The sequence below is a fragment of the Streptococcus mitis genome (assembly GCF_005844455.1).
In the GTDB taxonomy this organism is placed as follows: Bacteria; Bacillota; Bacilli; order Lactobacillales; family Streptococcaceae; genus Streptococcus; species Streptococcus mitis_BF.
In genome coordinates this window covers 1-13,361 of sequence record NZ_SPGF01000019.1, presented here as the reverse complement: position 1 = coordinate 13,361, position 13,361 = coordinate 1, and the positions used below count along the sequence as shown (strand labels likewise).

Below are 13,361 nucleotides of genomic sequence, written 5' to 3'. Positions count from 1 at the left end.
ACAAGTGAACACATCAGTGAATTTGTTGAAGACTTTCAAAAGATTTTTTTGCAAATTCCGTAATTTACTTGAATCTTCCCTAAAAAGGTAGTATAATAAATCTAGAAAACGCTTACAGAAAAAGGGGAGGTATTATGGATAAAAGAGAAGCTTTGCGCACCTTTATGACAGGAGAAAATTTTCACCTTCAGCATTATTTAGGAGCACATAGGGAAGAACTAAATGGAGAGTACGGTTATACATTTCGTGTGTGGGCTCCCAACGCTCAGGCTGTCCACTTGGTGGGGGATTTCACGAATTGGGTAGAAAATCAAATTCCAATGGAACGAAATGAATTTGGTGTCTGGGAAGTCTTTACCAGCCTTGCTCATGAAGGCCAAATTTACAAGTATCATATCACGCGTGCAAATGGTCATCAGCTGATGAAGATTGACCCTTTGGCTGTACGATATGAGGCACGTCCTGGTACTGGAGCTATTTTAACAGATATTCCAGAAAAGAAATGGAAGGATGGGCTTTGGTTAGCTCGTAGAAAACGCTTGAGCTTTGAAGAGCGTCCTGTCAATATTTATGAGGTCCATGCTGGATCTTGGAAGAGAAATCTTGATGGCACACCTTATAGTTTTGCTCAATTGAAAGATGAACTCATTCCTTACTTGGTTGAGATGAACTATACTCACATTGAGTTTATGCCCTTGATGTCCCACCCACTAGGTTTGAGTTGGGGTTACCAGCTTATGGGGTACTTCGCTTTAGAGCATGCCTATGGTCGCCCTGAGGAGTTTCAAGATTTTGTTGAGGAATGTCACTTAAATAATATCGGAGTTATTGTGGACTGGGTACCTGGTCATTTCACCATTAATGATGATGCCTTAGCTTATTATGACGGGACACCGACTTTTGAGTACCAAGACCATAATAAGGCTCATAACTACGGTTGGGGCGCTCTCAATTTTGACCTTGGAAAAAATGAAGTCCAGTCCTTCTTGATTTCTAGTATTAAGTTTTGGATTGACTTTTACCATCTAGATGGTATTCGTGTGGATGCTGTCAGCAATATACTCTATTTAGACTACGATGATGCTCCTTGGACCCCAAATAAAGACGGTGGGAATCTTAACTATGAAGGTTATTATTTCCTTCAACGTTTAAACACAGTGATTAAGTTAGCTTATCCAGATATCATGATGATTGCGGAAGAAAGTTCATCAGCAACAAAGATTACTGGCATGAAAGAACTGGGTGGCCTTGGGTTTGACTATAAATGGAATATGGGCTGGATGAACGATATTCTCCGTTTCTACGAGGAAGATCCGATTTATCGCAAGTATGACTTTAATCTTGTGACTTTCAGCTTTATGTATGTTTTCAATGAAAACTATCTCCTACCTTTTTCACATGATGAGGTGGTTCATGGCAAGAAGAGCATGATGCATAAGATGTGGGGAGATCGTTACAATCAATTCGCAGGCTTGCGCAATCTCTACACTTACCAAATTTGTCACCCTGGTAAGAAATTGCTCTTCATGGGTAGCGAATACGGCCAATTCCTAGAATGGAAATCTGAAGAACAATTGGAATGGTCTAATCTAGAAGATCCAATGAATGCTAAGATGAAGTATTTCACTTCTCAGCTAAACCAGTTTTACAAAGATCATCGCTGTCTGTGGGAAATCGATACTAGCTATGATGGTATTGAAATCATTGATGCGGATAATAGGGATCAGAGTGTTCTTTCCTTCATCCGTAAGGGTAAGAAGGGCGACATGCTAGTCTGCGTCTTTAATATGGCACCTGTTGAACGAAAAGATTTTATAATCGGCCTGCCTGTCGCAGGGATTTATGAAGAAGTCTGGAATACTGAGTTAGAAGAGTGGGGAGGCGTTTGGAAAGAACATAATCAAACTGTTCAAACGCAAGAAGGACTATGGAAAGATTATGAGCAGACATTGACCTTTACCCTCCCTGCTATGGGAGCAAGTGTATGGAAAATCAAACGTCGCTTGAAACCTGCAAAAACCGTCACAAGTAAAAACCAAAAAGGAGTAGAAAATGAAGAATGAAATGTTAGCTTTGATTCTTGCTGGTGGGCAAGGAACTCGTCTCGGTAAACTCACTCAAAGCATCGCAAAACCAGCTGTGCAATTTGGTGGGCGCTACCGTATCATTGACTTTGCTCTTTCAAACTGTGCCAACTCAGGGATTCACAATGTTGGAGTCATTACACAGTACCAGCCACTTGCTCTCAACAATCATATCGGGAATGGTTCAAGCTGGGGACTAGATGGTATCAATTCGGGTGTCTCTATTCTTCAACCTTATTCTGCAAGTGAAGGAAATCGTTGGTTCGAAGGGACTAGTCACGCTATTTACCAAAACATCGATTATATCGACAGTGTCAATCCTGAGTATGTCTTGATTCTATCTGGAGACCATATATACAAAATGGACTATGATGACATGCTCCAGTCTCACAAGGATAATAATGCCAGTTTGACAGTAGCGGTTTTAGACGTCCCTCTTAAGGAAGCTAGTCGTTTTGGTATCATGAACACAGATGCTAACAATCGTATCGTTGAATTTGAAGAAAAACCAGCTCAACCTAAATCTACCAAAGCTTCTATGGGTATTTACATCTTTGATTGGCAACGTCTCCGAAATATGCTTGTTGCTGCTGAAAAGAGTAATGTCGATATGTCAGACTTCGGTAAGAATGTCATTCCAAATTACCTTGAGTCAGGTGAAAGTGTCTATGCTTACGAATTTAATGGTTACTGGAAAGATGTCGGTACGATTGAGTCACTTTGGGAAGCCAACATGGAGTACATTTCCCCAGAAAATGCCTTGGATAGCCGTAACCGTCAATGGAAGATTTACTCAAGAAACTTGATTTCACCACCAAACTTCCTTGGTGCAAATGCACATGTGGAAGATTCTTTGGTTGTCGATGGCTGTTTTGTCGATGGAACTGTTAAGCATTCTATCCTTTCAACAGGGGCGCAAGTTCGCGAAGGGGCAGAAGTTGTTGATTCAGTTATCATGAGTGGAGCCATTATTGGACACGGAGCTAAAATCAAACGTGCCATTATTGGTGAAGGTGCGGTTATTTCTGACGGTGTTGAAATTGATGGAACAGAAGAAGTACAAGTTGTAGGATATAACGAAGTAGTGGGGGTAGCAACAGATGAAGATTGATAAATATTCTGCCATTTTAGGAAATACAGTTGGTTTTCATGATATGTCAACACTGACGGATCATCGTCCAGTAGCTAGTTTGCCTTTTGGAGGTAAATATCGCTTGATTGACTTCCCACTTTCAAGTCTGGCTAATGCAGGTGTCCGTAGTATCTTTGGTATTTTCCAACAAGACAATATCAGTTCTGTCTTTGACCATATTCGTTCTGGGCGTGAATGGGGCTTGTCAACCCTTCTTAGCCACTATTATCTAGGTATTTACAATACCCGTGTGGAAAGTAGTACAGTTGGAAAAGAATACTACCAACAGCTTCTTACTTATTTGAACCGTTCTGGCTCAAACCAAACGGTTGCCCTCAACTGTGATGTTCTGATTAACATTGATTTGAACCAAGTTTTCCATCTACATAGTACAACAAAAGGGCCTATCACTGTAGTTTATAAAAAGCTAGCTAAGAAAGACATTTCAGAAGTAAACGCAATCTTGGAAGTGGATGAAACAGACCATGTTCGTTCTCATAAACTCTTTGATAGCAAGTTACCAGATCAAATCTATAATATGTCCACGGATATCTTTGTCGTTGATACACCTTGGTTGATTGAACGACTTGAAGAGGAGGCTCAGAAAGAATATCCTGAAAAGTTGCGCTATGTTCTCCGCGATTTAGCTGTAAAAGAAGGTGCTTTTGCTTACGAGTACACAGGCTACCTAGCCAACATTCATTCTGTAGAGTCTTATTATCAAGCGAATATCGATATGCTTGAATCACAAAAATTCTACTCTCTCTTCTCACCAAACCAAAAGATTTATACCAAGGTCAAAAATGAAGAGCCAACTTACTATGCCAATACATCTAAGGTAAGTACTTCTCAGTTTGCCTCTGGTAGTATCATTGAAGGTCAAGTGGCTAATTCTGTTCTATCACGTAATATTCATGTCCATAAGGATAGCCTGGTTAAAGATAGCCTGCTCTTCCCTCGTGTTGTTATTGGAGAAGGAGCTCAGGTCGAATATGCTATCTTGGACAAGGGTGTTGAAGTTGAGCCTGGTGTTGTGATTCGAGGAACTGCAGAACATCCAGTTGTCGTTAAGAAAGGTAGCAAAGTAACAGAGGATATTCATTTATGAAAATTTTATTTGTAGCAGCAGAGGGTGCACCCTTTTCAAAAACAGGTGGTTTGGGGGATGTCATTGGCGCTCTTCCAAAATCACTGGTAAAAGCTGGGCACGAAGTTGCGGTGATTTTACCCTACTATGACATGGTAGAGGCTAAATTTGGAAATCAGATTGAAGATGTACTTCATTTTGAGGTGAGCGTCGGTTGGCGCAGACAGTACTGTGGGATTAAAAAAACAGTCTTGAACGGTGTGACCTTCTACTTTATTGACAACCAATATTATTTCTTCCGTGGTCATGTTTACGGTGATTTTGATGACGGAGAACGCTTTGCCTTTTTCCAACTTGCTGCCATTGAGGCTATGGAAAGGATTGACTTTATTCCTGACCTTCTCCATGTTCATGACTACCATACAGCCATGATTCCTTTCTTGTTGAAGGAAAAATACCGTTGGATTCAAGCTTATCAAGGAATTAAAACTGTTTTAACCATTCATAATTTGGAATTTCAAGGACAATTTTCAGAAGGAATGTTATGGGATTTGTTTGGAGTCGGCTTTGAACGTTATGCTGATGGCACCCTTCGATGGAACAACTGTCTGAACTGGATGAAGGCTGGTATTCTCTATGCGGACCGTGTTTCAACAGTTTCGCCTAGTTATGCTCATGAAATTATGACCAGTCAGTTCGGATGTAACTTGGATCAGATTCTTCGAATGGAATCTGGCAAGGTATCTGGTATCGTGAATGGGATTGATGCTGACCTGTATAATCCTCAGACAGATGCTCTTTTAGACTATCATTTTAATCAAGAAGATTTGTCTGGGAAAGCCCAAAACAAGGCAAAATTGCAAGAAAGAGTTGGCTTGCCTGTTAGAGCTGACGTTCCACTGGTGGGAATTGTTTCTCGTTTGACACGTCAAAAAGGTTTTGATGTCGTGGTGGAGAGTCTGCACCATATCTTGCAAAATGATGTTCAGATTGTTCTTTTGGGAACTGGAGAGCCAGCTTTTGAAGGAGCTTTCTCATGGTTTGCTCAGATTTATCCTGACAAGTTATCAGCAAATATTACTTTTGATGTCAAACTTGCTCAAGAAATCTACGCTGCTTGTGACCTCTTCCTCATGCCGAGTCGTTTCGAACCGTGTGGCTTGTCTCAAATGATGGCGATGCGTTACGGAACCTTACCATTGGTTCATGAAGTTGGTGGTTTGCGAGATACTGTCCGCGCTTTCAATCCAATCGAAGGAAGCGGTACAGGCTTTAGCTTTGACAATCTATCTCCTTATTGGTTAAATTGGACTTTCCAAACAGCATTGGACTTGTATAGGAACCATCCTGACGTTTGGAGAAACTTACAAAAACAAGCTATGGAGTGTGATTTCTCATGGGATACAGCCTGCAAATCATACCTTGACTTGTACCATAGTTTAGTTAACTAATAAATAAAATCGTATGATGACTTCATACGATTTTTGGGCTATTTAGAGAGGAGAACTTATGTCCCAAGTAAAAGGCTTGTGTGTTATGGATGTTGATGGAACCTTAATCCTAGAAGAAGTGATTGATCTTTTGGGTAGAGAGACAGGTCGTGAGGAGGAAATTTCGCTGATTACAAGTCGGGCAATGAGAGGAGAGTTAGACTTTGAAAGCAGTTTACGAGACAGAGTTTCCTTGTTGGAAGGCCTTCATATTTCGGTCTTTGAGAAAGTTTTTAACTCTATTCATTTAACGCCAAATGCCCAGGAATTCATTTCCATTCTCAAAAAGAATGGCATCCTAGTAGGTCTGGTGTCTGGTGGATTTACACCAATAGTTGAGAGACTAGCAAAATCCCTTAGTATTACCTATTTCTCTGCTAACCAGCTTGAAGTCAAAGATGGTCTTTTAACCGGAAAATTGATTGGACAAATTATAAGTCCCGAGGTTAAAAAAGAGACTCTGGAAAAATGGAGAGAGAAACTAAAACTTCCTAAAGAAAGAACAGTTGCAATCGGTGACGGGGCTAATGATCTATTAATGTTGAAATCAGCAGGACTAGGAATTGCCTTTTGTGCCAAAGAAGTGCTCAAAAAAGAAATACCAAATCATGTTGACAAGAGGGATTTCTTAGAAGTTCTTTCTTTGATTGACTGTTTAGAATGAGGGAAAATATGAAGATTGTAATTGCGCCAGATTCGTTTAAAGAAAGCTTGACCGCAGAGCAGGTTGCTGAAGCTATTAAGAGAGGCTTCCAAGAATCGCTTGCAGATGTAGACTGTCTCCTCTGCCCTGTTGGTGATGGGGGCGAAGGCACTGTAGATGCTATCCGACATTCTCTTGACTTAGAAGAAAAATGGATTCAAGTGACGGGACCTTTTGGTCAAGAAGAAGCCATGCGCTATTTTCAAAAAGGACAACTTGCCCTCTTCGAAGTTGCTGATTTGGTTGGTCTTGGAAAAATTCCGCTGGAGAAACGAAATCCACTACAAATCCAAACTCGTGGTATTGGAGAATTGATTTACCACCTCATTGCTCAAGGGATTAAAGAAATTTATATTGGCGTTGGTGGTACGGCTAGTAATGATGGAGGACTGGGGATTGCTGCTGGTTTAGGTTATCAATTTTATGATAGGGATGGAAATGCCTTGACTGCTTGCGGTCAGAACTTACTAAACTTAGCTTCTGTTTCAACAGAAAATTGCTATAAAATTCCTGAAGATGTTCACATTCGTATTTTAGCAGATGTCGTGAGTCCCTTATGTGGACACCAAGGTGCGACCTACATGTTTGGCAAGCAAAAAGGCCTAGATCCTACTATGTTTGAGGCAGTAGATCAGGCAATTCAAGACTTTTATGAAAAAGTCTCCCTTGCAACATTGGAAATTAAAGGAGCAGGAGCTGGTGGAGGCATTGCTGCTGGGTTATGTGCCTTTGCTGAGGCCTGTATCGTATCTGGAATTGACACCTGTTTAGATTTGATTGACTTTGATAAGAAAGTTTCAGATGCTGACTTGCTTATTGTTGGAGAAGGTAGGCTTGACAGTCAAAGCTTTGCTGGAAAAGCTCCTATCGGCGTAGCAAAAAGAACCCCTGAAGGAGTTCCAGTTATCGCTATTTGTGGTAGTCTTTCCGAGGATTTACCTACCCTACCATTCGAAAATATACAAGCAGCCTTTTCAATTTTAGAGAAAAGTGAACCTTTGGAAGATAGTTTGAAAAATGCAAGTTTCTATTTGGAACACACAGCTACTAATATCGGTCATTTATTAAATATGAGAAAGGATTAACCTAACCATTTTTTCCAGATTGATTTTTTAGGAGTTTCTGTCTTTTTCTTCTCCCAGAGATTCGAGAATGCAAGTCTAAGGTCCTTTTCTTCTACTTGAACAGGTTCGTTCGTGTGAATGATAAGGCCAAAAGGAGAGGTGATATGATCGTCTGAAACAATAGTCGCCTGGCAGTTGCTTTCCTTTGCTCGTCTTAAGTAAAAGACCTGTTTGTCAAACTCGATATTTGGTGAGATCTTCACAAAAAGTTCCTCTACCTTTTCTTGAAAATCCTCTAAAATAGAGAAAAATCCATGTTCTAATTCAGGACTATTGGCAGTATTAATATCCGCATAGCCAAGAACTCTTTCCTCAAAAGTACCAAGGTAGCGTCTTTGTTCATCTGGATTTAATTTTGGCCCACCATGAGCTTTTTCAAGTAATTGTTTTGATAAATCTGTCATGAAAACAGTATATCATAAAAGTTAGAATAAAACAGACGAAAGAAAGCGATTACTTTATAAAGTTAAGGAAAATTTGCACAAAGATAACGTTTTTTCTTGAAAAAGGAGGGTTTTTAAGGTATTATAGAGGTGTAAAAAATTTAACTCATAAGGAGAGTAAAAAATGTCAATTATTACTGATGTTTACGCTCGCGAAGTCCTAGACTCACGCGGTAACCCAACACTTGAAGTAGAAGTTTACACTGAATCAGGTGCTTTCGGACGTGGTATGGTTCCATCAGGAGCTTCTACTGGTGAACACGAAGCAGTTGAACTTCGCGACGGTGACAAATCTCGTTACGGTGGTCTTGGTACACAAAAAGCTGTTGACAACGTAAACAACATCATCGCTGAAGCTATCATCGGCTACGATGTACGTGACCAACAAGCTATCGACCGTGCTATGATCGCACTTGACGGTACTCCTAACAAAGGTAAATTGGGTGCAAACGCAATCCTTGGTGTGTCTATCGCTGTAGCTCGTGCTGCTGCTGACTACCTTGAAATCCCACTTTACAGCTACCTTGGTGGATTCAACACTAAAGTTCTTCCAACTCCAATGATGAACATCATCAACGGTGGTTCTCACTCTGACGCTCCAATCGCTTTCCAAGAATTCATGATCGTACCTGCTGGTGCACCTACATTCAAAGAAGCTCTTCGTTGGGGTGCAGAAATCTTCCACGCTCTTAAGAAAATCCTTAAATCTCGTGGTCTTGAAACAGCCGTAGGTGACGAAGGTGGATTCGCTCCTCGTTTCGAAGGAACTGAAGACGGTGTTGAAACTATCCTTGCTGCTATCGAAGCTGCTGGTTATGTTCCAGGTAAAGATGTCTTTATCGGATTTGACTGTGCTTCATCAGAATTCTATGATGAAGAACGTAAAGTTTACGACTACACTAAATTTGAAGGTGAAGGCGCTGCTGTACGTACTGCTGCAGAACAAATCGACTACCTTGAAGAATTGGTAAACAAATACCCAATCATCACTATCGAAGATGGTATGGATGAAAACGACTGGGACGGTTGGAAAGCTCTTACTGAACGTCTTGGCGGTAAAGTTCAATTGGTTGGTGACGACTTCTTCGTAACAAACACTTCTTACCTTGAAAAAGGTATTGCAGAAGGTGCAGCTAACTCAATCCTTATCAAAGTTAACCAAATCGGTACTCTTACTGAAACATTTGACGCTATCGAAATGGCTAAAGAAGCTGGTTACACTGCAGTTGTATCACACCGTTCAGGTGAAACTGAAGATTCAACAATCGCTGATATCGCAGTTGCAACTAACGCAGGACAAATCAAAACTGGTTCACTTTCACGTACAGACCGTATCGCTAAATACAACCAATTGCTTCGCATCGAAGATCAACTTGGTGAAGTAGCAGAATACCGTGGATTGAAATCATTCTACAACCTTAAAAAATAAAATAGTTCAGTGAACTATTTTATCCCGAACCTTGAAATTTAAAAGTTCGGCCGTTGATTTAACAACGTTTCTAGCCCCTCGGATGTATTCGAGGGGCATAATTTTTATGCTCTTTGTCAACTGTAGTGGGTTGAAGAAAAGCTAAGAGCGAGAAAGGACAAATTTCGTCCTTTCTTTTTTGATATTTAGGGCGATAAAAATTCGTTTTTTGAAGTTTTCAAAGTTCCGAAAACCAAATGCATTGCGCTTGATGAGATTATTGGTCGCTTCTATAGTAAATTGAAACAAGAACAAGACAAAAGAGCCTCGTAAAAAGTATTGCAACTTGGTAATACCTTTTTGAGGTTCTTTTTGATATGAGCCCATGTTTTCTCAATAGGATTGTACTCAGGTGAGTAGGGAGGAAGAGGTAAAAGTTTATGCCCAAACTCTTCGCATAAAAGCTTTAGCTTCCCCACTCTATGGAATCTTGCATTATCCATAATAATAACCGATGGTGTGGTTAATGTTGGTAAGAGAAACTTCTGAAACCAAGCTTCAAAAAAGTCGCTCGTCATCGTCTTTTCGTAGGTCATTGGAGCGATTAACTCACCATTTGTTAGCCCTGCAACCAAAGAAATCCTCTGATATCTTCTTCCAGATACTTTACCTCTTATTAACTGGCCTTTTAATGAGCGACCATATTCTCGATAAAAATAAGTATCAAATCCTGTTTCATCAATATAAACAGGTGCTAGGTGCTTTAAACTATTAAAATTCTTAAGAAATAAAGCTACTTTTTCTGGGTTTTGTTCATAGTAGGTGTGGTTCTTTTTTTTCGAGTGTACCCCATAGCTTTGAGAGCATAGTGGATAGTAGTTGGATGACAGCCAAATTCAGAAGCTATTTCAGTCAAATAAGCGTCTGGATTGTCAGTAAGATAGTTTTTAAGTCTATCTCTATCAACTTTTCTTGGTTTTGTTCCTTTCACTTGATGGTTTAGCTCTCCTGTTTTCTCTTTTAGCTTTAACCAGCCATAAATGGTATTACGTGAGATTTGGAAAACCTGTGATGCTTCTGTTATACTACCTGTTCGCTCACAATAGGCGAGAACTTTTTTACGAAAATCTATTGAATATGCCATAAGAATATTATACCACATTGTGTACTATTTTTGGTTCATTTTACTATATAGTAAAATGAAATAAGATGTGAACAAACTGATTAGGAAAGTCAAATTAATTTCTAGAAATGTTTTAGTAGTCACAGCATCCTATTCTAGATTCAATCAATTGTACTTAGTTATTAGGCGGTTATGACACTTTTATTGACATGACACTTTAAGGGACAAAGAAAACGACTCCGAAAGAAGTCGCTCTTATTGAAAATTTACTAATAACGATAATGATTAGTTGGTTGTTTTTTTAATCTTACTTAGTACAAGATTTAGGGCATAGTGTAGTGTTTTATCTTTTGTGATAAAGAGTGTTAAGAGGTAGTAGATAGTACAACCTACAATGGTAGAGAGAATCATGAAAATCATGTTCAAAGTTACTGTATAAGACGTTATTTGGAAGACCGTTTTAAAAGTTAGATAAATAGGAATAAATCCTAGTGAGACAATGCTATATCGCATAAGAAACGAGAAAATTTCTTTCAATTCAAGTAATTGATATTTTTTAATAAAGTGAATTTCTAGTAGAACGACTATGATTTCTGCACCTATAGTAGTAATGAGATAGTATACTGGTGAAAATATATTATTGAAATACAAGAAGCAGTTGAGTAGGAAATTTAATCCACCACCAATAAAGTAATAGGCAGTTAGACGATTTTCGTGATTATTAATAAATATAATTTGTCTACCAAGAATCAATTCAATGGCCCAGATAACACTTCGAAAAGCAAAGATGCTAGTAACGATTCCCGCTTCAAGATATTTTTCAGAAGAATAAATAACGGTTGCGTAACTTCCTAAAATCATAATTCCAATACTTGTTGGAATTATGAGGAAATAGAATAATGATGCTGCTTGATTTACAAGAGATCTATAGGAATTGTAATCTTTTTTTCCAAGATAATAGCCGAGACGTGGAACGCTTACGTTTATAGCTCCACCTAGGACACCGGCAATTAACATAACGATGTTGGAAGCAATTGCATAATAAGAAATGTAGTTTTCATCAGGTCCCTTGGTTATGAACATTCTATCGAGCAGGGTATAGAGCATACTGGAATTTGCCAATAGTAACATAGTAAAGAGAGGTTTAGATTCTCTGGTTAATTCCACAAAACTAATCTTAACGAATGAAACTTTTCTCTTGATCCAAAGAAAACTAAGTAGATAATTTAGGATGGTAGTGGCACTCATGACAATGGCATAAGGAACAATATCATCTGCTGTTTTTACAAAGGTGAAGATTCCAACTAACATAGAAATCCGGATAATTAAGGTCTTATAGAGAATGAAAGTGTAGTTTTCATAGGCTTCATTCATCCATTCAATATTAAGAAATTGGAAGAGAGCTTGGATCCCTAGGATGTAATATAGAATTTTTAGATTGACAATGCTGGTGTCGAAATAAATAAAAAGGAAGTAGATAGCTGTTATGAAGACTGAAGTGATCAGAGAAAAATAGAATAATTTAGAGAAAACATAGTTGATTTTATTCTTATCGTCTTTGACTTTACTGATAGCTCGAATCCCGTAGTTGTATATTCCAAAGGCGGCTAAAGGAATGACAAAGCTGGCCCAGGTATTAGCAGTATTGAAATAACCGTAGTTGGATTTGCTGAGAATCCGTGTTAGATAGGGATTGGTTATCAGTGGAAAAACGATATTGAGAACATTGACTAGTAAGCTAGCCAGTGCATTAACTTTTATATTTTTCATTGTACTTTCTTTCTTGTATTGTAAAATGGTCTCTAGTATTATATCACATTCTCGCTTCATTCTTTTGATAAAATCGTAAAAATCTAGTATAATAGATAGACTGAAAGTATGAGGTTACTAGATATGAAGATGAAACAAATTAGTGATACAACACTGAAAATCACGATGACTTTAGATGATTTGATGGATCGTGGAATGGAGATTGCAGACTTTCTCGTTCCTCAGGAAAAAACCGAAGAGTTTTTCTATGCTATTTTAGATGAGTTAGAGATACCAGACAATTTCCTTGATAGTGGCATGTTGAGCTTCCGTGTAACTCCAAAACCTGATAAGGTAGATGTCTTTGTGACCAAGTCAAAGATTGACCAAAATCTAGATTTTGAAGATTTATCAGATTTGCCAGACATGGAAGAATTGGCCCAAATGTCGCCAGATGAGTTTATTAAAACCTTAGAAAAAAGCATCGCGGACAAAACCAAAGATGACATCGAAGCCATTCAATCTCTAGAACAAGTCGAAGCTAAGGAAGAAGAGCAGGAGCAGGCTGAACAAGAAGCTGAAAGCAAGAAAGAGCCCTACATCTACTACATCCTTTCTTTTGCTAAGTTGGATGACTTGCTGGCTTTTGCCAAGACAGTGACTTTTGAGATGGAAACTTCTGAACTCTACAAAATGAACGAGCGCTATTATTTGACCATTTTAGTGGATATTGAAAATCATCCAAGTCCATATCCAGCTTGGCTGTTGGCCCGTATGCGCGAGTTTGCGGACGATAGTGACATCAGTCGCTCAGTCTTGCAAGAGTATGGTCAAGTCTTGATGAATCACGATGCAGTACTTAATTTGCAAAAGATTGGTTCATAATTTTAAAAATCAATTTTCATCTATCAAGAAAGGAGGTTGGGCAAAAACTAGCTTCAAAATAAAACCACACAGTGATTCCAGTCTTGAATATAATCAAGCTGAAAGAAACACTGTGTGGTTTTTGAATAGTTGA

Annotated in this window: 11 protein-coding genes and 1 pseudogene; 8 read left to right on the top strand and 4 right to left on the bottom strand. The window is 38.9% G+C overall.

Annotated elements, in window-relative coordinates:
• Positions 1–134: 134 nt before the first annotated feature.
• From glgB to FGQ53_RS05120, 6 genes are read left to right on the top strand one after another with little or no spacing between them, the layout of a single operon-like run.
• Entirely contained in the window at positions 135–2,063 is a 1,929-nt protein-coding gene (gene glgB / locus FGQ53_RS05145) for a 1,4-alpha-glucan branching protein GlgB (protein WP_138336335.1), read from the top strand.
• A complete protein-coding gene (locus FGQ53_RS05140) occupies positions 2,053–3,195 on the top strand; it encodes a glucose-1-phosphate adenylyltransferase (RefSeq protein ID WP_138336333.1) in 1,143 nt (380 codons plus the stop codon). The genes glgB and FGQ53_RS05140 overlap by 11 nt, the downstream gene beginning before the upstream one ends.
• Positions 3,185–4,324 carry a glucose-1-phosphate adenylyltransferase subunit GlgD gene (gene glgD / locus FGQ53_RS05135; protein ID WP_138336331.1) on the top strand — a complete coding sequence of 380 codons (1,140 nt, stop codon included), beginning with the start codon at positions 3,185–3,187 and terminating at the stop codon, positions 4,322–4,324. Before FGQ53_RS05140 ends, glgD begins: the two co-directional genes overlap by 11 nt.
• The gene (gene glgA, locus FGQ53_RS05130; RefSeq protein WP_138336329.1) at positions 4,321–5,754 is read left to right on the top strand and encodes a glycogen synthase GlgA; all 1,434 of its coding nucleotides are present in this window, start codon (positions 4,321–4,323) and stop codon (positions 5,752–5,754) included. Before glgD ends, glgA begins: the two co-directional genes overlap by 4 nt.
• 58 nt (positions 5,755–5,812) lie before the next feature.
• Positions 5,813–6,457, top strand: coding sequence for a phosphoserine phosphatase SerB (serB, locus tag FGQ53_RS05125; RefSeq protein ID WP_138336327.1), 645 nt, complete (start codon positions 5,813–5,815; stop codon positions 6,455–6,457).
• A gap of 8 nt (positions 6,458–6,465) precedes the next feature.
• Positions 6,466–7,581 (top strand): glycerate kinase, encoded by a 1,116-nt coding sequence (locus FGQ53_RS05120; RefSeq protein WP_138336325.1) that lies wholly within the window; start codon positions 6,466–6,468, stop codon positions 7,579–7,581.
• Here FGQ53_RS05120 and FGQ53_RS05115 read toward each other — a convergent pair.
• Positions 7,578–8,024, bottom strand: a complete 447-nt coding sequence (locus tag FGQ53_RS05115; RefSeq protein WP_138336324.1) for a DUF1694 domain-containing protein — start codon at positions 8,022–8,024, stop codon at positions 7,578–7,580. The two genes, FGQ53_RS05120 and FGQ53_RS05115, sit on opposite strands and share 4 nt — an antisense overlap.
• A 163-nt stretch (positions 8,025–8,187) precedes the next feature.
• Between FGQ53_RS05115 and eno the strand changes: the two genes are divergently transcribed.
• Complete coding sequence (gene eno / locus FGQ53_RS05110) at positions 8,188–9,492, top strand: surface-displayed alpha-enolase (protein ID WP_000022823.1); 1,305 nt, start codon at positions 8,188–8,190, stop codon at positions 9,490–9,492.
• A 141-nt stretch (positions 9,493–9,633) separates the two neighbouring features.
• Here eno and FGQ53_RS05105 read toward each other — a convergent pair.
• From FGQ53_RS05105 to FGQ53_RS05095, 3 genes and pseudogenes are all read right to left on the bottom strand, one after another.
• Positions 9,634–9,765, bottom strand: a pseudogene (locus FGQ53_RS05105) (ISL3 family transposase); the annotation flags it as partial.
• Positions 9,762–10,615, bottom strand: a protein-coding gene (locus FGQ53_RS05100; protein WP_138336322.1) for an IS630 family transposase whose coding sequence is annotated in 2 segments (ribosomal slippage) — positions 9,762–10,297 and positions 10,297–10,615 — 855 coding nt in all. Because the reading frame shifts where the segments join, the coding sequence is not laid out codon by codon here. The gene FGQ53_RS05100 and the pseudogene FGQ53_RS05105, both read right to left, overlap by 4 nt.
• 264 nt (positions 10,616–10,879) lie before the next feature.
• The gene (locus tag FGQ53_RS05095) at positions 10,880–12,364 is read right to left on the bottom strand and encodes an oligosaccharide flippase family protein (protein ID WP_138336319.1); all 1,485 of its coding nucleotides are present in this window, start codon (positions 12,362–12,364) and stop codon (positions 10,880–10,882) included.
• Between the two features lie 123 nt (positions 12,365–12,487).
• On the opposite strand from FGQ53_RS05095, the gene mecA reads away from it, so the two are divergent.
• Positions 12,488–13,228: an adaptor protein MecA gene (gene mecA, locus FGQ53_RS05090; RefSeq protein WP_138336316.1), complete on the top strand. Its 741-nt coding sequence runs from the start codon at positions 12,488–12,490 to the stop codon at positions 13,226–13,228.
• Positions 13,229–13,361 lie beyond the last annotated feature (133 nt).

Bases quoted from the DNA above. Each gene is read 5' to 3' on its own strand.
- glgB (WP_138336335.1), top strand. From the start codon at position 135: ATGGATAAAAGAGAAGCTTTGCGCACCTTTATGACAGGAGAAAATTTT.
- FGQ53_RS05140 (WP_138336333.1), top strand. From the start codon at position 2,053: ATGAAGAATGAAATGTTAGCTTTGATTCTTGCTGGTGGGCAAGGAACT.
- glgD (WP_138336331.1), top strand. From the start codon at position 3,185: ATGAAGATTGATAAATATTCTGCCATTTTAGGAAATACAGTTGGTTTT.
- glgA (WP_138336329.1), top strand. From the start codon at position 4,321: ATGAAAATTTTATTTGTAGCAGCAGAGGGTGCACCCTTTTCAAAAACA.
- serB (WP_138336327.1), top strand. From the start codon at position 5,813: ATGTCCCAAGTAAAAGGCTTGTGTGTTATGGATGTTGATGGAACCTTA.
- FGQ53_RS05120 (WP_138336325.1), top strand. From the start codon at position 6,466: ATGAAGATTGTAATTGCGCCAGATTCGTTTAAAGAAAGCTTGACCGCA.
- FGQ53_RS05115 (WP_138336324.1), bottom strand. From the start codon at position 8,024: ATGACAGATTTATCAAAACAATTACTTGAAAAAGCTCATGGTGGGCCA.
- eno (WP_000022823.1), top strand. From the start codon at position 8,188: ATGTCAATTATTACTGATGTTTACGCTCGCGAAGTCCTAGACTCACGC.
- FGQ53_RS05095 (WP_138336319.1), bottom strand. From the start codon at position 12,364: ATGAAAAATATAAAAGTTAATGCACTGGCTAGCTTACTAGTCAATGTT.
- mecA (WP_138336316.1), top strand. From the start codon at position 12,488: ATGAAGATGAAACAAATTAGTGATACAACACTGAAAATCACGATGACT.